Below are 18584 nucleotides of genomic sequence, written 5' to 3'. Positions count from 1 at the left end.
TACGTTGCACAAGAACCCTGCAAACCGGAAACGTCGCTCTGGTCCAGCTTTTCAGCTGATACCGGCGCTCTCATCCACTGCCACAATAACAATTGGTAACAAGTCTAGCACGGACAGGCTCCATGCCTTAATCGGGGGGTTAAAGCGGATGGTCCCCCACCTTTCGGTGCGGGACCATCCCCTCGTAAGGCTCTACCGGAGTTGGTTACCGGAAGTCGTTGCCCAGGTCGTAGTCATCCAGCGGGATGGCGTGGAACTCGGGAGCTCCGTCACCGCCCAGGGTGTCGTACGAGAAGTCACTGAATGCGCTGGGGCCGGTGAACAGGTTGGCCTTTGCTTCCTCAGTGGGCTCGACGGTGACCTCGGTGTAGCGCGGGAGGCCCGTGCCGGCCGGGATCAGCTTACCGATGATGACATTCTCCTTCAGGCCCAGCAGCGGATCGCTCTTGCCTTCCATGGCCGCCTGCGTCAGGACGCGGGTGGTCTCCTGGAAGGAAGCTGCGGACAACCAGGACTCGGTGGCCAGCGACGCCTTGGTGATGCCCATGAGCTCCGGACGTCCGGAAGCCGGAGTCTTGCCCTCGGACACAACGCGGCGGTTCGCTTCCTCAAACCGGCTGCGCTCGGCGAGCTCGCCGGGCAGCAGGTCCGATTCGCCGGACTCGATGACCGTGACGCGGCGCAGCATCTGGCGGACGATAACCTCGACGTGCTTGTCGTGGATACCGATGCCCTGGCTGCGGTACACGCCCTGGACCTCGTCCACCAGGAACTTCTGTGCCGCACGCGGACCCATGATGCGCAGGACCTGCTTGGGGTCCACCGGGCCGTTGATCAGCTTCTGTCCGACGGAGACGTGGTCGCCGTCTTCGATCAGCAGGCGTGAACGGCGCAGGACCGGGTAAGCGATCTCTTCCGTTCCGTCATCCGGGGTGATGACCAGGCGCATCTGGCGCTCGGACTCTTCGATGGTGATGCGGCCGGCTGCTTCAGCAATCGGGGCGACACCCTTCGGAGTACGGGCTTCGAAGAGCTCCTGGATACGGGGCAGACCCTGGGTGATGTCGTCGCCACCACCGGCGGAAACTGCACCACCGGTGTGGAACGTACGCATGGTCAGCTGGGTACCGGGTTCACCGATGGACTGTGCGGCGATGATGCCCACGGCCTCGCCGATGTCCACGGTCTTGCCGGTGGCCAGCGAACGGCCGTAGCACAGGGCGCAGGTGCCCACGCTGGACTCACAGGTGAGCACGGAACGGACCTTGACCTCAGTGATGCCTGCCTTGAAGAGCTCGGCGATGACGACGTCGCCGCAGTCGGTGCCGGCGGCTGCGAGGACGTTGCCCTCGGAGTCAACGACGTCGACGGCCAGCGTACGTGCGTAGGCGCTGTTCTCGACGTTCTCGTCCAGGACGAGCTCACCGTTGGAGTCGGCGACGGCGATCGGCGTGACCAGGCCACGCTCGGTGCCGCAGTCTTCTTCACGGACGATGACGTCCTGCGAGACGTCCACCAGACGACGGGTCAGGTAACCCGAGTTGGCGGTACGCAGAGCGGTATCGGCCAGGCCCTTACGGGCACCGTGCGTGGCGATGAAGTATTCCAGCACCGACAGGCCCTCACGGTAGGAGGACTTGATGGGGCGCGGGATGATCTCACCCTTCGGGTTGGCCACCAGGCCACGGATACCCGCGATCTGGCGGACCTGCATCCAGTTACCACGTGCACCTGAGGACACCATGCGGTTGATGGTGTTCATCGGGGACAGGCTTTCGCGCATCACCGAGGCGATGTCGTTGGTGGCCTTGTTCCAGATCTCGATCAGTTCCTGGCGGCGCTCGTCGTCGTCGATCAGGCCCTTGTCGTACTGGCCCTGGATCTTGGCGGCCCGCTCTTCGTACCCGGCAAGGATTTCCGGCTTGGCGGCCGGGACCTCGATGTCGGAGATGGCGACGGTGACGCCCGAACGGGTGGCCCAGTAGAAACCGGCATCCTTCAGGTTGTCCAGCGTTGCTGCGGTGACGACCTTCGGGTAGCGCTCGGCAAGGTCGTTGACGATGCGGGACAGTTCGCCCTTGTCGGCAACAGCCTCAACCCAGGGGTAGTCCTCGGGCAGGGTCTCGTTGAAGAGGACCTGGCCCAGGGAGGTCTGGACGAGTGCGGGCTGACCCGGCTCCCAGCCTTCCGGAGCTTCCCAGCCGGCGTAGGGCACGAAGCCTTCGAGGCGGATCTTGACCTGCGAGTTCAGGTGCAGCTCGCGGGCATCGAACGCCATGATGGCTTCCGAAACCGAACCGAAGATGCGGCCTTCGCCGGCTGAACCGACACGCTTTGTGGTCAGGTGGTAAAGGCCGATGATCATATCCTGCGAAGGCAGGGTGACCGGGCGTCCGTCGGAGGGCTTCAGGATGTTGTTCGAGGACAGCATCAGGATGCGGGCCTCAGCCTGCGCCTCGGGGCTCAGCGGCAGGTGCACTGCCATCTGGTCGCCGTCGAAGTCGGCGTTGAACGCGCCACAAACCAGCGGGTGCAGCTGGATTGCCTTGCCTTCGACAAGCTGCGGCTCGAACGCCTGGATGCCCAGGCGGTGCAGGGTAGGTGCACGGTTGAGCAGCACCGGGTGTTCGGTGATGATCTCTTCGAGCACGTCCCAGACCTGCGGGCGGTAGCGCTCCACCATCCGCTTGGCCGACTTGATGTTCTGGGCGTGGTTGAGGTCAACCAGGCGCTTCATCACGAACGGCTTGAAGAGCTCCAGGGCCATCTGCTTGGGCAGGCCGCACTGGTGCAGCTTCAGCTGCGGGCCGACGACGATGACCGAACGGCCGGAGTAGTCGACGCGCTTGCCGAGGAGGTTCTGGCGGAAACGGCCCTGCTTGCCCTTGAGCATGTCGCTCAGGGACTTCAGCGGACGGTTACCCGGTCCGGTGACCGGACGGCCGCGGCGGCCGTTGTCGAAGAGGCTGTCAACAGCTTCCTGAAGCATGCGCTTCTCGTTGTTGACGATGATCTCCGGAGCACCCAGGTCAAGCAGGCGCTTGAGGCGGTTGTTGCGGTTGATCACGCGGCGGTACAGGTCGTTGAGGTCGGAGGTCGCGAAGCGGCCACCGTCCAGCTGGACCATGGGCCGCAGTTCCGGCGGGATCACCGGGACGGCGTCGAGGACCATGCCAAGCGGGCTGTTGTTGGTGGTCAGGAACGCGTTGACCACCTTCAGGCGCTTGAGGGCGCGGGTCTTGCGCTGGCCCTTGCCGTTGGCGATGACGTCGCGCAGCAGGTCGGATTCGGCCTGCATGTCGAAGTTCTCAAGGCGCTTCTTGATGGCTTCGGCACCCATGGAGCCCTCGAAGTACATGCCGTAGCGGTCCCGCAGTTCGCGGTACAGGCCTTCGTCACCTTCGAGGTCGGCGACCTTCAGGTTCTTGAAGCGGTCCCAGACCTGCTCGAGGCGCTCGATGTCGGCGTCGGCACGCTTGCGCACGTTGGCCATCTGGCGGTCGGCGGAGTCGCGGGCCTTCTTCTTGTCGGCAGCCTTGGCGCCTTCGCCTTCGAGGCGTGCGATTTCGCCTTCGAGGTCGCGGGCGATCGCGGCGATGTCGGCATCGCGGTTGTCGATCAGCTGCTTCTTCTCGATGTCGTGCTCAACCTGCAGGTTGGGCAGTTCCTCGTGGCGGGCAGCTTCGTCGACGCTGGTGATCATGTAGGCGGCGAAGTAGATGACCTTTTCGAGGTCCTTCGGGGCCAGGTCAAGGAGGTAGCCCAGGCGGGACGGAACACCCTTGAAGTACCAGATGTGCGTGACGGGGGCGGCCAGTTCGATGTGGCCCATGCGCTCACGGCGGACCTTGGCGCGGGTGACTTCAACGCCACAGCGCTCACAGATGATGCCCTTGAAGCGCACGCGCTTGTACTTGCCGCAGTAGCATTCCCAGTCCCGGGACGGGCCGAAGATCTTCTCGCAGAAGAGGCCGTCCTTCTCGGGCTTGAGCGTGCGGTAGTTGATGGTTTCCGGCTTCTTAACCTCGCCGTACGACCAGCCGCGGATGTCTTCCGCGGTGGCGAGGCCGATCTGCATGAGGCCGAAGGAGGATTCGCTGGACATATGGTCCCTGTTCTCTCTTGTTCTCTAAATTCTGAAGTCTTGGTGCGGGATGAGGGAGGGGGCGTACGACGGCGGGTGGTCACCCGCCGTCGCAAACCTCCTGCTAGACCTCTTCTACGGAGCTGGGCTCTGCGCGAGACAGATCGATGCCCAGTTCCTCCGCAGCCGTGAAGACTGCGTCATCAGAGTCACGCATTTCAATTGTGGTTCCGTCCGTGGAAAGGACTTCCACGTTCAGGCACAGCGACTGCATTTCCTTGATCAAGACCTTGAAGGATTCGGGAACGCCCGGCTCGGGGATGTTCTCGCCCTTGACGATCGCTTCGTAGACCTTCACACGACCGTGGATGTCATCCGACTTGATCGTGAGGAGTTCCTGGAGCGTGTAGGCGGCGCCGTAAGCTTCGAGCGCCCACACTTCCATTTCACCGAAGCGCTGGCCACCGAACTGTGCCTTACCACCCAGCGGCTGCTGCGTGATCATGGAGTACGGGCCGGTGGAGCGTGCGTGGATCTTGTCGTCCACCAGGTGGTGGAGCTTCAGGATGTACATGTAGCCGACCGAGATCGGATCCGGGAACGGCTCGCCGGAGCGGCCGTCAAACAGGCGGGTCTTGCCGGAGGAGTTGATCAGGCGCTCACCATCGCGGGTCACGTTGGTGGAATCCAGCAGGCCCGTGATTTCCTCTTCGCGGGCACCGTCGAACACCGGCGTCGCAACAGTGGTGGGACCACTCTCGCGCGGCAGGTTCGGCAGCTGCTTGACCCACTCCGGCTCGCCTTCGATCTTCCAACCGGTCTTGGCAACCCAGCCAAGGTGGGTTTCGAGCACCTGGCCCACGTTCATACGGCCCGGAACACCCAGCGGGTTCAGGACGATGTCAACGGGGGTGCCGTCGGCAAGGAAGGGCATGTCCTCAACGGGGAGGATCTTGGAGATAACACCCTTGTTGCCGTGGCGGCCGGCGAGCTTGTCGCCGTCGGTGATCTTGCGCTTGGCGGCCACGTAGACGCGGACCAGCTGGTTCACGCCCGGGGGCAGCTCGTCGTCGTTGTCGCGGTCGAAGACGCGGACGCCGATGACGGTGCCGGACTCGCCGTGGGGCACCTTCAGGGAGGTGTCGCGGACTTCGCGGGACTTCTCACCGAAGATGGCGCGCAGCAGGCGCTCTTCCGGGGTCAGTTCGGTTTCACCCTTCGGGGTGACCTTTCCAACCAGGATGTCCCCTGCTTCAACCTCGGCACCGATGTGGATGATGCCGCGCTCGTCCAGGCCTGCAAGGACTTCCTCGGACACGTTGGGGATGTCACGGGTGATCTCCTCGGCACCAAGCTTGGTGTCGCGGGCATCGATCTCGTGCTCCTCGATGTGGATGGAGGAAAGGACGTCCTCGGCAACGATGCGCTGCGAGAGGATGATGGCGTCCTCGAAGTTGTGGCCTTCCCATGACATGAATGCCACGAGCAGGTTCTTGCCCAGTGCGAGCTCGCCCTGGTCCGTTGCCGGGCCGTCGGCGATGATGCCGCCAACTTCCAGGCGCTGGCCTTCGTTCACCAGGACGCGGTGGTTGTAGCAGTTGCCCTGGTTGGAGCGGGCGAACTTGTTGATGCGGTAATTGGTCTCGGTGCCGTCGTCGTTGAGCATGATGACGAGCTCGGCGGAAACCTCGGTGACCACACCGGCCTTCTTGGCGATGACAACGTCACCGGCGTCGACGGCGGCAGCGCGCTCCATGCCGGTGCCCACGAACGGGGCCTCGGAACGGACCAGCGGCACAGCCTGGCGCTGCATGTTGGCACCCATGAGTGCGCGGTTGGCGTCGTCGTGCTCCAGGAACGGGATCAGGGCGGTAGCCACGGACACCATCTGGCGCGGGGAGACGTCCATGAACTCAACGTCCGCGGCCGGAACCAGAACGGGCTCGCCCCCACCACCACGGGCACGGACCAGCACGGTGTCTTCAGCGAACTTGTTGTTCTCGTCCAGCGGCGCGTTGGCCTGGGCGATCAGGACCTCGGCCTCGTCGTCGGCTGTCAGGTACTGGACGTCGTCGGACACGACGCCGTCCTTGACCAGGCGGTACGGGGTTTCGATGAACCCGAACGGGTTGATGCGTCCGTAGGATGCCAGCGAACCGATCAGGCCGATGTTGGGGCCTTCAGGGGTTTCGATGGGGCACATACGTCCGTAGTGGGACGGGTGCACGTCACGGACTTCCATGCCTGCGCGGTCACGGGACAGACCACCGGGGCCAAGGGCCGACAGGCGGCGCTTGTGGGTCAGGCCCGAGAGCGGGTTGTTCTGGTCCATGAACTGCGACAGCTGGGAGGTTCCGAAGAACTCCTTGATGGCTGCGACCACGGGGCGGATGTTGATCAGGGTCTGCGGCGTGATGGCCTCGACGTCCTGGGTGGTCATACGCTCGCGGACAACGCGCTCCATGCGGGACAGGCCCGTGCGGACCTGGTTCTCGATGAGCTCGCCAACGGCGCGGATGCGGCGGTTACCGAAGTGGTCGATGTCGTCGATTTCGACGCGCAGGTCCACTTCCTGGCCATCGCGGGTGCCCTTGATGGTCTTCTCGCCGGCGTGCAGCGCGACGAGGAACTTGATCATGGCAACGATGTCTTCAACGTGCAGGACAGAAGCTTCCTTGTCGCCAAGGGAGCGGTCGATGCCCAGCTTGCGGTTGATCTTGTAGCGGCCAACCTTGGCCAGATCGTAGCGCTTGGAGTTGAAGTACAGGTTGTCCAGCAGGGACTGGGCAGCCTCGACGGTGGGCGGCTCGCCCGGACGCAGCTTGCGGTAGATGTCCAGCAGGGCGTCTTCGCGGGTCTCGGTGGCGTCCTTCTCCAGGGTTGCCCGCATGGAGTCGTACTGGCCGAACTCTTCGAGGATCTGGCCTTCTGTCCAGCCAAGGGCCTTCAGCAGGACGGTGACGGACTGCTTGCGCTTGCGGTCGAGGCGGACGCCGACCTGGTCGCGCTTGTCGATCTCGAGCTCAAACCAGGCACCGCGGGACGGGATGATCTTCGCGGTGAAGATGTCCTTGTCGCTGGTCTTGTCAGCGGCGCGCTCGAAGTAGGCGCCCGGGGAACGGACCAGCTGGGAGACGACGACACGCTCGGTGCCGTTGACGACAAAGGTGCCCTTCTCGGTCATCAGCGGGAAGTCACCCATGAACACGGTCTGCTGCTTGATTTCGCCCGTGTTGTTGTTCATGAACTCGGCCTTGACGTACAGCGGAGCCGAGTACGTTGCGTCCCGGTCCTTGCATTCGGCCATGGTGTACTTGGGGTCAGCGAACTCCGGATCGGAGAAGCTCAGGGACATAGTGCCCTGGAAATCCTCGATCGGGGAGATCTCTTCGAAGATGTCCGACAGGCCGGACGTGGTGGCGACGCTGAGATCGTTTTCTTCGACAGCCTTTGCCACGCGTGCCTGCCAGCGCTCATTGCCGACCAGCCAGTCAAAGCTGTCCGTCTGCAGGGCAAGCAGATTCGGAACGTCAAGAGGTTCGTGAATCTTTGCGAATGAGAGCCGGCGAGTGGCACCATCAGTGCTGTCGGCAGTGTTAGCGGTTTCGTTATTAGAGGTGCTCGAGGCGACCAAGAGGGATCCTTCCACAGACCTTCAGGCGTTTTCAGATCTCCCCCGCTGTGCACCCTGCGGAGTGACTCCGCAGCGCTACCATCCGGTTCCGCTATATGACCCGGGACCTGATACTGACTATGCTGTGACCGTTGTTACGGCACGTTGATTGCCAGCTGCCAGGCAAAGCCCACCGCTATATGAAGGCTGAAGGTAAACAGGGAAGACGCAAATATCTACGATACGGCAAAATAATCTACGTGTCTACCCCACATCCGGCCGGATTGCAAGCACCTGATTTTTGGGGACCCCTAGGGCGCCCCCCCCGGATGCTAGAGCCTGAGCGTGACGCCCGCCGCCGTGCAAGCCGCGGAGTTGGCGAAGACGGCGTCCCGCACCGCGTCCTGGGACTCCGGCGCCGGCTTGGCTCCGGCCTCCGCCGCGGATGAGTGGTCGATGGCCAGCAGGCTCAGGGAGGCAAACAGTCCCTGCAGATCCCCGGAGACAGTGTCCTTGGCGTCCTGGGCCTTCAGGTACACGTCCTCATAGCCCTTGGAATCAGTGGGTGAAACAGAGGAGTAATCCGCCACCAGCCTGTTGAAGAGCTCGCAGGCTTCCCGGGTTCCGCCTGCCCTGGCACCCTGGCTTGTGCCGTCGGTGGCCAGGGGGCCGCTTCCGGCCGCATCCCGGGTCTGCTCCGGCGATGCGGTCGACTGGACCGATTCCGCCGGCGCCGGGGTGGACACCGAGCAGCCTGCCATCATTCCGCCCGCCAGTAAGGCCGTGGCGGCCGTGGCTGCCGCGATAGATGTCGTCTTCACTGTGTCGCTCCGTCCGTCCCGGCTCCGGACCATCTGTCCCCCTGCAAAGCATGTGCCCCTGCAAAGCCTCGCCGTCCACCCTACGCAAGAGGCCGCCGTCGTGCACAACGCTGCCGATGGGTACCTCTCCCCTGCCGCGTGTGGAACGAACTGATTCAGGAATGCACATAGGGGTTCCAGCGTTTGAATAGTTGGGTGACCAGGGTCACGATAGCCTTGGTGGCTTACACCGGAACTGGACTGAAAGTGAAAACCATGGGCAACTCTCCCGACAACAGTGACGTTGTCATCCTCGGGGCAGCACGGACTCCGCAGGGCCGGATCAACGGCCAGCTCTCGAGTCTCACCGCCGTGGACCTTGGCGCCCACGCCATCAAAGCCGCACTGGAATCCAGCGGCGTCGGCACCGGCGACGTGGAGGCCGTGATCATGGGCCAGGTGCTTCAGGCCGGTGCGGGGCAGAATCCAGCGCGGCAGAGCGCCGTCGGCGCCGGCATCGGCTGGAACGTCCCCGCGGTCACAGTCAATAAGGTGTGTCTTTCAGGCCTGACGGCGGTGATCGACGCCGCCCGGATGATCCGTGCCGGCGAGGCCGCGGTGGTGGTGGCCGGCGGCCAGGAGTCGATGAGCCGGGCGCCGCACCTGCTCCCGGGGTCCCGCCAAGGATGGACGTACGGCTCCATCCAGGCGCTGGACGCTGCCGCCCATGACGGCTTGACCGATGCCTTCGACGGCCAGTCCATGGGCCTGTCCACGGAAACACGGAACCTCACGCTGGGCATTGACCGCACGTCGCAGGACAACGTTGCCGCCCAGTCCCACCAGCGGGCGGCGCTGGCGGCAAAGAACGGAACGTTCGACGGCGAGATCGCACCCATCAGTGTGAAGCAGCGCAAGGGCGAGCCCCTGGTGGTGGATTCCGACGAGGGCGTCCGCCCCAACACCTCGGTGGAGTCGCTGGCAGGCCTGCGCGCAGCGTTCGTCACCGATGGCACCATCACCGCCGGTAACTCCTCTCCCCTGTCCGACGGCGCCGCCGCCCTGGTGCTCGCATCCCGAGGCTACGCGGAGGAGAACGGGCTGGAGTACCTGGCCGTGGTGGGAAAGCCGGGACAGGTGGCCGGCCCTGACAACTCGCTGCATTCCCAGCCGTCAAACGCCATCATGAACGCCTTGGGCAAGGCCGGGTGGAGCACTGCGGACCTTGACTTCATCGAGATCAACGAGGCCTTCGGGTCCGTGGCGGTACAGTCTCTGAAGGACCTGGACTACCCCCTGGAAAAGTGCAACATACACGGCGGTGCCATCGCGCTGGGACATCCGATCGGGGCCTCGGGCGCACGGCTGGCGGCCCATGCGGCCCATGAGCTGAAACGGCGCGGAACGGGCAAAGCCGCCGTGTCCCTCTGCGGCGGGGGCGGGCAGGGCGAGGCCCTCCTGCTGTACCGCGACTGATGGCGGGCGCATCCGGAAACGGAACGGACGGCGTCGGACGGGAACGCTTCCTGGCCGACGCCGCGGCCCGCGGCCTGCAGGTTGACGTGGTGCAGCGCCCGGCAGCAAAGAGCCTCGAAGAGGCAGCCGGCATCCTGGGCATCAGCCCGGCCGACATCGTCAAATCCCTGGTGGTCAAGCACAAGGACGGCACCTTTTTGTTCGCCCTGGTCCCGGGCGACCGGCAGATCTCCTGGCCCAAGCTCCGCGCCCTGGTAGGCGTCAATAAGCTGTCCCTCCCGCCCGCCGCTGCCGCGCTGGAGGCAACCGGCTATGAGCGGGGCGCGATCACTCCGCTGGGGAGCACCACCGCCTGGCCGGTCTATGCCGATGCCACGATCACTGGGCGACGGATCTCCATGGGGGCCGGCGCCCATGGCTACAGTGCGTTCGTTGACGCCGATGCCCTGACCGCAGCCCTGGACGCGGTTGTGGCGGATATCAGCGACCCCGCGTAACGCGGGAGACCCGTTTAAAGCAGGAAACCCCGCCCACCGGAGTGGACGGGGTTTCCTGAGGAAAAGGCGTTGTTACTTGAGGGTAACGGTGGCGCCTGCAGCCTCGAGCTGCTCCTTGGCCTTCTCGGCAGCTTCCTTGTTGGCGCCTTCGAGGACAGCCTTGGGGGCACCGTCAACCAGGTCCTTGGCTTCCTTGAGGCCGAGGGAGGTGATGGCGCGAACTTCCTTGATGACTGCGATCTTCTTGTCGCCGGCAGCTTCGAGGATGACGTCGAAGTCGGTCTTCTCTTCAACCTCTTCAGCAGCTCCGCCACCGGCGGGGCCGGCAACTGCAACAGCAGCGGCGGTAACTTCGAAGGTCTCTTCGAAGAGCTTGACGAACTCGGAGAGCTCGATGATGGTCAGTTCCTTGAAAGCTTCAATGAGCTCTTCGTTGCTGAGCTTCGCCATGGTAGGCGTCCTTCCTGTTGTGGTGTCCGCAATGGCGCATGGCCTGAGTGGCACCGGAGTCTGGTGGGGGTAAGAGAATCAGTTCTCTTCGGCAGCGGGAGCTTCAGCGGCAGCTTCAGCTTCAGCGGCGGGGGCTTCTTCAGCGGCGGGCGCTTCGGCAGCTGCCGGTGCACCGTTCTCTTCTTCAAGCTTGAGGCGCAGTGCGTCGATGATGCGTGCAGCTGCGGCGGCCGGTGCCTTGAGGACACCTGCAACCTTGGCGAGCTGCAGCTCACGGGACTCGAGGGCAGCAAGTGCGGCAACCTCGGTGGCGTCCAGCGCCTTGCCCTCGAAGTAACCGGTCTTGATGACCAGCTGCTTGTTGGCCTTGGCAAAATCCGTCAGGCTCTTGGCAGCGGCAACTGCGTCACCCTTGATGAACGCGATTGCAGTGGGGCCGGCAAGCTGGCCGTCGAATGCTTCGACGCCGGCTTCCTTGGCTGCAATGGCGGTCAGGGTGTTCTTGACGACCGCGAACTTGGTGTCCTGGCCGAGAGAAACACGCAGCTGCTTGAGCTGTGCAACGGTGAGCCCGCGGTATTCGGTCAGGACAGCGGCGTTCGATTCCTTGAAATCGTTAGTGATCTCAGCTACTGCTGAAACCTTGGTAGGCGTTGCCATAACCCTCCTTCCGGGGATAGTGCCGGTATTCGACGGTCCCCGCTCAAGAGAGCTAAAACTAAAAACGCCCCGCGCAGATGCACGGGGCTTGGCTCAACACGGCTGTACCGCGGAGCTTTGCTTCGTTCACCTGCGCCGGCCGCCCTGCGTTGAGGGTCCTTCGTCCGGAAAACCACTGTGGTCCCCGGAGCACAACTACAGAGTTGAGCCATGTTCAGGAGAGTGGATTTCCAACAACCGACGGTCTTTGGTACTCCCAGCTTACGCGAGGCGTTGCCGGTCCGCCAAATCGGGGACTCAGCTGGTACTGGCGTGCAACGTGGGGAGCTCCTTTTGCCAGATCCCGGTGACCCCGGCCGTCTGGAATCCGAGCTGCCTGTTGACGGTCAGGAGGTACCGGTTCTCCGGCGCGTTCCAGGTGTAGATGATGCGGGCGTCAGGAAACTGCTCGCTGAGCCGCTCCATGTTGGCCACCTTAATCAGCAGGCCCAGCTTGTTGCCGCGGTGTTCCTGCAGCACCAGGGTGTCGTCCTGGAACACGACGTCGGCCCGGTGCGCCAGCACGGTGATGGTGGTCAGTCCCACCAGGGCTCCGGTGGCGATGTGCTCGACGGCGGTGACCACCGTTCTGCGGCCCTGCGCGATGGCGACGTCCTCCGCCTCCCGCAGGATGCCGCCGTCGAACACCATCTCCTGCTCAACGGGCGCGTCCAGCGAGGGATCCAAATCGGCCCCGGCCTGGTTTTCCAGGACGGCCACGGCCTCCAGCCAGCGTTCCGGGCAGCGGTCGGTCCAGTGGTGCAGCCTGTACCTGCCGTTGTTTGCTTCGTCGGCCTCAGCCTGGAGGTCCGCCACCAGCTTGCTGTCCAGCGGCAAGCGGCAGGAGCTGAACTGCTCGATGTGCTGCAGCGTGTATCCGGTCTTCTGCGCGAACTCCACTTCGCGGCTCTCCAGCGGCACGAACCCCTGGCCGGTACCGGGAACCAGCAGGGCCTGTTCAAACTCAGACAGGGACGCGCCGGGGTGGTTGGTGTCCACCAGGATCATGCTGCGCCCTTCCCCCCTTGCCAGTTGTTCGGCTGCCTCCAGCAGCCGCCGTCCCACGCCCTGCCGCTGGTACTCGGGGAGGATGTCCAAAGTGAGTTCGGCGAGGTCCAGGTGGTCAGTCAGCGGCAGTGCAATGTCCACCGTTCCCACAATGGTGCCATCCACCTTGGCCACGAGGATCAGCTGGCGCTCATACGGATCCGCGAACTCAAGCAGCTTCTCCAGTGGACCGTAAGCCAGATCGTCGCTGCCCCACGTGGCCATCCGCACCTTGCGGCCGACTTCGACGGCGGCAAGGAAGTCCGCTGCGTCGGGGGTGTCCAGTGAGTCGGGGATCCAAAGCTGCTCGATCTTTACGTCTATTGCCATTCGGGCATCATCCCAGCCGTTTCTGCCACTCACCTTCATAGCCAGCGGGCCTGAATCCAAGTGCGGTATTTATCGCCAGCATATGCTGGTTTTCGCTGGCATTCCATGTCAGGACCGAGCGCGCCCGGGGCCACTTTTCCTGTGCGCGGCGGAGGTTGGCCACCTTGACCAGCATGCCCAGCCGGTGGCCGCGGTGTTCCTCCGACACCAGGGTGTCCTGCTGGAGCAGCGACCCCGGCACCAGCGGCCGCCAGGTCAGGACGGTATAGGCCACCAGCTCACCGGTGCGGCGGTGCAGGGCCGCCGCCACGGATGAGTGCACGCCGCTCCTGGCCAGCACCTGCTCATCGTCCCGCACGCGGGCGGCGTCCCAGTCCTCGCATTCCCAGTCCATCCCGGCGGTGGGCGCATCGGTGCTCATTTGTGCCCGCAGGGCGGCGTACTGGGCGATCAACGGGTCCGGACAGTGCACGTCCCAGGCCGTCAGCCCATAATCGCGGGCGTGGCTGAGGGCATCAGCCTCCAACCGCGCCAGCAGTTGTCCCGGAACGGGGAGGGCGAGCCGGCTGGAACGCTCCACCTGTTCCAGCCGGTACCCGGCGGACAGGGCGAAGGAGGTGGCCGGGTCAGCCAAAGGAAGTCCCCCGGCCCCCGACATGGCAGGTACCAGCGGACCCGCGTCATCCACCAGGCGGGCAGGGAGTTCAAAGTAGCCATCCAGCGACGTCCGGTTGTTGGCGCGGGCCACCTTCTCCGCGTGGTCAAGGAGCCGCCGCCCCAGCCCGCGCCGCCGGAAGGCCGGCGCCACCAGGACGTTGATCCCTGCCGTGGCGGTGTTCTCCCGCAGGGGCAGCGTCACCGAACACATGCCCACCGGTTCCTTGCCCAGCCGGGCGACAAAGAGGTGCCGCGCCTCGTATGCGGTGCCGCGCCAGTGTTCCACCTCCTCCGCGTAGGTGTAGCCACGGTCAAGGTCGCCCCATGTCTGCAGTTCGTGCGCTTCCCGCATTGACCGGCAGTCGTTGAAGTCCTGAAAGTCGCTGCCGCCCTCGGTTGACGGAGGAACAACGACGGCGGAAATCACCAGGGCGTTCGGCTGCGTCATTCCCCAAGCGTAGCCAGCCGTGGACGGCTGTCGAGGGTGCGCAAGCGGCGTTTAACGCCTGAAGGGACCGCCCGGCTGGTAGCCGGACGGTCCCTTCAGAAGTGCCGGAAGGCACGGGACGCTGCTGAGGATTTACGCCTCGGTGAGCACCTTGGTGACGTTGGGGTCAACGGAGATGCCCGGGCCGAACGTGGTGGCCACGGTGGCCTTCTGGATGTAGCGGCCCTTGGATGCGGACGGCTTGAGGCGAAGGACCTCTTCCAGTGCGGCTGCGTAGTTCTCGGCCAGCTTCACGGCGTCGAAGGAAACCTTGCCGATGATGAAGTGCAGGTTGGAGTGCTTGTCGACGCGGAAGTCGATCTTTCCACCCTTGATGTCGTTGACGGCCTTGGTGACGTCGGGGGTCACGGTGCCCGTCTTGGGGTTCGGCATCAGGTTACGCGGACCCAGGACCTTACCGAGGCGGCCAACCTTGCCCATGAGGTCAGGGGTGGCAACGGCGGCGTCGAAGTCGGTCCAGCCGGCGGCGATCTTTTCGATCAGGTCGTCGGAACCAACGAAGTCGGCGCCGGCTGCGATTGCGGCCTCAGCCTTGTCGCCCGTGGCGAAGACCAGGACGCGGGCCGTCTTACCGGTGCCGTGGGGCAGGTTGACGGTGCCGCGGACCATCTGGTCGGCCTTGCGGGGGTCAACGCCGAGGCGGAAGGCAACCTCAACCGTGGCGTCGAACTTGGACGGGTTGGTGTCCTTGGCCAGCGTTACTGCCTCGAACGGCGCGTAGTGCTTCTCCGCGTCGATCTTGGCGGCTGCTGCCTCATATGCTTTGCTGCGCTTTGCCATGCTGCTTATTTCTCCTTGTGCAGTTGTGGTCTGCGGACCGCGCTGGGCCCTGCCACAGTCGGTGATCCGGTTCGTTATCCGGCCCGGATGACCAACATTTCAATGTGTTTGGTGCCGGTGTCCCGGCGGTGCCGCCCGTCGTCGTCAACTACCTGACGCTGGACAGCGGGAAGGGTGGTTAGCCCTCGACGGTGATGCCCATGGAGCGGGCGGTGCCGGCGATGATCTTCGCTGCGCCTTCGAGGCTGGTGGCGTTGAGGTCTTCCATCTTGGTGGAGGCGATCTCGTTGACCTGGGCCTGGGTCAGCTTGGCAACCTTGACGGTGTGCGGAGTTGCTGAACCCTTGGCGACGCCTGCAGCCTTCTTGATGAGTTCTGCAGCCGGCGGGGTCTTGGTAATGAACGTGAAGGAACGGTCTTCGTAGACCGTGATTTCCACGGGGATGACGTTTCCGCGCTGGGCTTCCGTCGCAGCGTTGTACGCCTTGCAGAATTCCATGATGTTGACACCGTGCTGGCCAAGCGCAGGACCGATCGGCGGGGCCGGGTTGGCGGCACCTGCCTGGATCTGCAGCTTGATGAGGCCGGTGACCTTCTTCTTGGGAGCCAATGTAGGGTCCTTCTCTCAATAACGTCCTGGGGCACAGGAGCGTGCCTCAGGTTTTTGGCCGCCATGGCAAGGCGGCCGGCCGTTCCGGTGCAGCTAAGCGGGCGGCGCCGGGACGAATTCTAGGATTCTCAGATCTTGGTGACCTGGTTGAACGCCAGGGTGACGGGCGTTTCGCGCTCGAAGATGGAGACCAGCACCACGAGGGTCTGGGACTCGGGCTTGATCTCGGAGATCGTGGCGGGAAGGGTCTCGAAGGGACCTTCCTTGACGATGACGGATTCACCGACCTCGAAGTCGACGGCCACGGGAGCCTGGTTCTGCTTGTTGACCGGCTTGCCCTTCTCGGCCTGTTCCTCTTCGAAGACAGGGGCGAGCATGGAGAAGACCTCGTCAAGGCGCAGCGGGACCGGGTTGTGGGCGTTGCCCACGAATCCGGTGACGCCGGGGGTGTGGCGGACGGCGCCCCAGGAGGCGTCGGTCAGGTCCATGCGGACCAGGACGTAGCCGGGGATGCGGACGCGGTTGATCACCTTGCGCTGGGCGTTCTTGATCTCCACGACTTCTTCCATGGGCACCTGGATTTCGAAGATGTAATCTTCCATGTCCAGGGTCTGGATGCGGGTTTCAAGGTTGGCCTTCACGCGGTTTTCGTAACCTGCGTACGAGTGGATGACGTACCAGTCACCTTCCTGGCGGCGCAGCTTGGCCTTGAACTCCTCAGCGGGATCCACGGCTGCAGCTGCTGCCGCGGCGGCGAGGGCGTCGGCGGACTCGTCTTCCCCGTCAGCGTCTGATGCATCGCCTTCGGCAGCAACTACCACGTCGGAGGCGGCGTCGTCGGATTCGGGCGTGGAGGACTCAACCTCGGACTCTTCACCGGCTTCTGCCGTGACGTCCGGGGATTCTTCCAGCCCCGTCTCGGTTACCTCGAGCTCCTGCTCAGACACTTGGTCTCCTGCTTCCTCATTGCCTAACATGCCTATTTAAATGGCTCAATCCCGCACACCGGCGCATCCCTTCCGGTTTTCCGGATGGAACACGCGGCCTGCGGACTGTGCAGCCTTAGCTGTCCTTGGGGCCGGTACCGCCGAAGATCCAGCTGACAGCGGTTCCGAAACCAATGTCCAGCAGGCTGACGATGACCATCATGATGGCCACGAACACCAGCACCACGAGCGTGTAGTTGATCAGTTCCTTGCGGGTGGGGGCAACAACCTTCTTCAGTTCGCCGATAATCTGGCGGACAAAGAGTGCAATGCGGGCGAAGAAGTTTGCCTTGGCTTCCTTCTTAGCTGGGCGGCCCTTGGAGCTGCTGGCAGCTGTTTCGGTCACCTGGTCCTCGCTCATCTTTGCAATGGTGGATTACCCGGCCCTGATCAGAACCATGGTTGCTGCGCCTGCCCCGGGCTTTCGCCCGGAGCAGCTTGCGCAGGGCAGACAGGACTCGAACCTGCAACCTGCGGTTTTGGAGACCGCTGCGCTACCAATTGCGCCACTACCCTATGGAGTGAATTCCACTCTTTGACGACCCAACACCAGCTTGAACTGGGGCGCACGTCATCATCCGTGTTTCAACACCGGTGAACCAGTCTACGCAAGAACTTCGCGTAGGTAAAACCAGCCCGGCCCGGTCCGTCCGAAGTCCGGCCTGAAAGGTTCTGCGCAGGGCAGTCATAAATCAAAACCGGCTCCCCGGAGGGTCCGGTGAACAGCATAGAGTAGAACTCGTCGAATCCCACATTCCAGCCACCCGGCTGCAAGCGAAGAACGGACCTGCCATGTCTGCCGCCCGCGTTTCCCAACGCATTTCCGCAATTGCCGAATCCGCAACCCTGGCCGTCGATGCCAAGGCCAAGGCGCTGAAGGCAGCTGGCCGGCCCGTTATTGGCTTCGGCGCGGGTGAACCCGACTTCCCCACCCCGGACTACATCGTGCAGGCGGCAATCGAGGCTGCGGGGCAGCCCAAGTTCCACCGCTACTCCCCCGCCGGCGGCCTGCCCGAGCTGAAGAAGGCCATCGCCGAGAAGACCCTCCGCGATTCCGGCTACCAGGTGGACCCCTCCCAGGTCCTGGTCACCAACGGCGGCAAGCAGGCCGTCTACAACACCTTCGCCACCCTGGTGGATCCGGGCGACGAAGTCATCGTTCCCACCCCGTTCTGGACCACATACCCGGAGGCTATCCGGCTCGCCGGCGGCGTCCCCGTGGAGGTTTTCGCCGGCCCCGAACAGGACTACCTGGTGACCGTCGAACAGCTCGAAGCAGCCGTGACGGACCGCACCAAGATCCTGCTGTTCGTCTCGCCGTCGAACCCCACCGGCGCCGTCTACTCCCCTGAGCAGGTGGCGGAAATCGGCAAGTGGGCCGCCGCCAAGGGCCTGTGGGTGGTCACGGACGAAATCTATGAGCACCTGACCTACGACGGCGTGCCGTTCACGTCGATCGCCACCGCGGCCCCCGAACTGGGCGACAAGGTGGTCATCCTCAACGGCGTTGCCAAGACGTACGCCATGACCGGGTGGCGCGTGGGCTGGATGATCGGCCCGGCCGACGTCATCAAGGCTGCCACCAACCTGCAGTCGCACGCCACCTCCAACGTGTCCAACATCATGCAGATCGCCGCCCTCGCCGCCGTGTCGGGTCCGCTGACCGCCGTGGACGAAATGAAGGTTGCGTTCGACCGCCGGCGCAAGGCGATCGTGGCAGGACTGAACGCGATCGACGGAGTGGAATGCCCGACGCCGAAGGGCGCCTTCTACGTGTACGCGGACGTCCGTGCCCTGCTGGGCAAGGAATTCCCGACCGCGTCCGGTACGGCCACGCCGCAGACCTCCGCGGAACTGGCCTCGCTCATCCTTGACGAGGTTGAGGTGGCAGTGGTTCCCGGCGAAGCCTTCGGCCCCTCGGGCTACCTGCGCCTGTCCTACGCCCTGGGCGACGACGACCTCGCCACGGGCGTCCAGCGCCTGCAGGACTTCCTGGGCAAGGCCCAGTAGTCGCTCCATCACCTTCCGCAGGAACAACCCAAACGCC

The 18584-nt window shown here is 64.1% G+C and carries 14 protein-coding genes and 1 tRNA gene; 3 read left to right on the top strand and 12 right to left on the bottom strand.

Going from position 1 to position 18584, the window contains the following annotated elements; all coding sequences use genetic code 11:
- Positions 1–205: 205 nt before the first annotated feature.
- From AC6JAM_RS14625 to AC6JAM_RS14615, 3 genes are all read right to left on the bottom strand, one after another.
- On the bottom strand, positions 206–4105 hold the full coding sequence (locus AC6JAM_RS14625) for a DNA-directed RNA polymerase subunit beta' (protein WP_223992294.1): 3900 nt from the start codon (positions 4103–4105) through the stop codon (positions 206–208).
- A gap of 103 nt (positions 4106–4208) precedes the next feature.
- On the bottom strand, positions 4209–7718 hold the full coding sequence (rpoB, locus tag AC6JAM_RS14620; RefSeq protein WP_018769127.1) for a DNA-directed RNA polymerase subunit beta: 3510 nt from the start codon (positions 7716–7718) through the stop codon (positions 4209–4211).
- A gap of 311 nt (positions 7719–8029) precedes the next feature.
- Positions 8030–8518 (bottom strand): hypothetical protein, encoded by a 489-nt coding sequence (locus AC6JAM_RS14615; protein ID WP_497935171.1) that lies wholly within the window; start codon positions 8516–8518, stop codon positions 8030–8032.
- 255 nt (positions 8519–8773) lie between these two features.
- Between AC6JAM_RS14615 and AC6JAM_RS14610 the strand changes: the two genes are divergently transcribed.
- Together AC6JAM_RS14610 and AC6JAM_RS14605 are read left to right on the top strand one after the other, a co-directional pair.
- A complete protein-coding gene (locus AC6JAM_RS14610; RefSeq protein ID WP_026265738.1) occupies positions 8774–9973 on the top strand; it encodes an acetyl-CoA C-acetyltransferase in 1200 nt (399 codons plus the stop codon).
- Entirely contained in the window at positions 9973–10470 is a 498-nt protein-coding gene (locus AC6JAM_RS14605) for an aminoacyl-tRNA deacylase (protein ID WP_497935170.1), read from the top strand. The genes AC6JAM_RS14610 and AC6JAM_RS14605 overlap by 1 nt, the downstream gene beginning before the upstream one ends.
- Positions 10471–10542: 72 nt before the next feature.
- Here the strand turns inward: AC6JAM_RS14605 and rplL are convergent, their stop codons facing one another.
- From rplL to AC6JAM_RS14560, 9 genes are all read right to left on the bottom strand, one after another.
- Positions 10543–10920, bottom strand: coding sequence for a 50S ribosomal protein L7/L12 (gene rplL / locus AC6JAM_RS14600; RefSeq protein WP_018769123.1), 378 nt, complete (start codon positions 10918–10920; stop codon positions 10543–10545).
- Positions 10921–10998: 78 nt separating this feature from the next.
- Entirely contained in the window at positions 10999–11580 is a 582-nt protein-coding gene (gene rplJ, locus AC6JAM_RS14595; RefSeq protein ID WP_018769122.1) for a 50S ribosomal protein L10, read from the bottom strand.
- A gap of 297 nt (positions 11581–11877) precedes the next feature.
- Complete coding sequence (locus AC6JAM_RS14590; RefSeq protein ID WP_223992301.1) at positions 11878–12996, bottom strand: GNAT family N-acetyltransferase; 1119 nt, start codon at positions 12994–12996, stop codon at positions 11878–11880.
- A gap of 7 nt (positions 12997–13003) precedes the next feature.
- Entirely contained in the window at positions 13004–14101 is a 1098-nt protein-coding gene (locus tag AC6JAM_RS14585) for a GNAT family N-acetyltransferase (protein WP_497935169.1), read from the bottom strand.
- 132 nt (positions 14102–14233) lie between these two features.
- Positions 14234–14941, bottom strand: a complete 708-nt coding sequence (gene rplA, locus AC6JAM_RS14580; RefSeq protein WP_018769119.1) for a 50S ribosomal protein L1 — start codon at positions 14939–14941, stop codon at positions 14234–14236.
- A gap of 178 nt (positions 14942–15119) precedes the next feature.
- The gene (rplK, locus tag AC6JAM_RS14575) at positions 15120–15551 is read right to left on the bottom strand and encodes a 50S ribosomal protein L11 (protein WP_003803853.1); all 432 of its coding nucleotides are present in this window, start codon (positions 15549–15551) and stop codon (positions 15120–15122) included.
- A gap of 128 nt (positions 15552–15679) precedes the next feature.
- The gene (gene nusG / locus AC6JAM_RS14570; protein WP_018769118.1) at positions 15680–16498 is read right to left on the bottom strand and encodes a transcription termination/antitermination protein NusG; all 819 of its coding nucleotides are present in this window, start codon (positions 16496–16498) and stop codon (positions 15680–15682) included.
- 115 nt (positions 16499–16613) lie between these two features.
- Entirely contained in the window at positions 16614–16898 is a 285-nt protein-coding gene (secE, locus tag AC6JAM_RS14565) for a preprotein translocase subunit SecE (RefSeq protein WP_056388913.1), read from the bottom strand.
- Positions 16899–16980: 82 nt separating this feature from the next.
- Positions 16981–17053 (bottom strand) — tRNA-Trp (locus AC6JAM_RS14560).
- A 276-nt stretch (positions 17054–17329) separates the two neighbouring features.
- Here AC6JAM_RS14560 and AC6JAM_RS14555 point away from each other — a divergent pair.
- Positions 17330–18547 (top strand): pyridoxal phosphate-dependent aminotransferase, encoded by a 1218-nt coding sequence (locus AC6JAM_RS14555; protein WP_018769116.1) that lies wholly within the window; start codon positions 17330–17332, stop codon positions 18545–18547.
- Positions 18548–18584 lie beyond the last annotated feature (37 nt).

It is taken from the genome of Arthrobacter sp. GmRoot5-12 (assembly GCF_059739365.1).
The sequence above is the reverse complement of the archived record's forward strand: the minus strand, read 5'-3'. Positions and strand labels throughout refer to the sequence as shown.

Bases quoted from the DNA above. Each gene is read 5' to 3' on its own strand.
- AC6JAM_RS14625 (WP_223992294.1), bottom strand. From the start codon at position 4,105: ATGTCCAGCGAATCCTCCTTCGGCCTCATGCAGATCGGCCTCGCCACC.
- AC6JAM_RS14610 (WP_026265738.1), top strand. From the start codon at position 8,774: ATGGGCAACTCTCCCGACAACAGTGACGTTGTCATCCTCGGGGCAGCA.
- AC6JAM_RS14605 (WP_497935170.1), top strand. From the start codon at position 9,973: ATGGCGGGCGCATCCGGAAACGGAACGGACGGCGTCGGACGGGAACGC.
- rplL (WP_018769123.1), bottom strand. From the start codon at position 10,920: ATGGCGAAGCTCAGCAACGAAGAGCTCATTGAAGCTTTCAAGGAACTG.
- rplJ (WP_018769122.1), bottom strand. From the start codon at position 11,580: ATGGCAACGCCTACCAAGGTTTCAGCAGTAGCTGAGATCACTAACGAT.
- AC6JAM_RS14590 (WP_223992301.1), bottom strand. From the start codon at position 12,996: ATGGCAATAGACGTAAAGATCGAGCAGCTTTGGATCCCCGACTCACTG.
- AC6JAM_RS14585 (WP_497935169.1), bottom strand. From the start codon at position 14,101: ATGACGCAGCCGAACGCCCTGGTGATTTCCGCCGTCGTTGTTCCTCCG.
- rplA (WP_018769119.1), bottom strand. From the start codon at position 14,941: ATGGCAAAGCGCAGCAAAGCATATGAGGCAGCAGCCGCCAAGATCGAC.
- secE (WP_056388913.1), bottom strand. From the start codon at position 16,898: ATGAGCGAGGACCAGGTGACCGAAACAGCTGCCAGCAGCTCCAAGGGC.
- AC6JAM_RS14555 (WP_018769116.1), top strand. From the start codon at position 17,330: ATGTCTGCCGCCCGCGTTTCCCAACGCATTTCCGCAATTGCCGAATCC.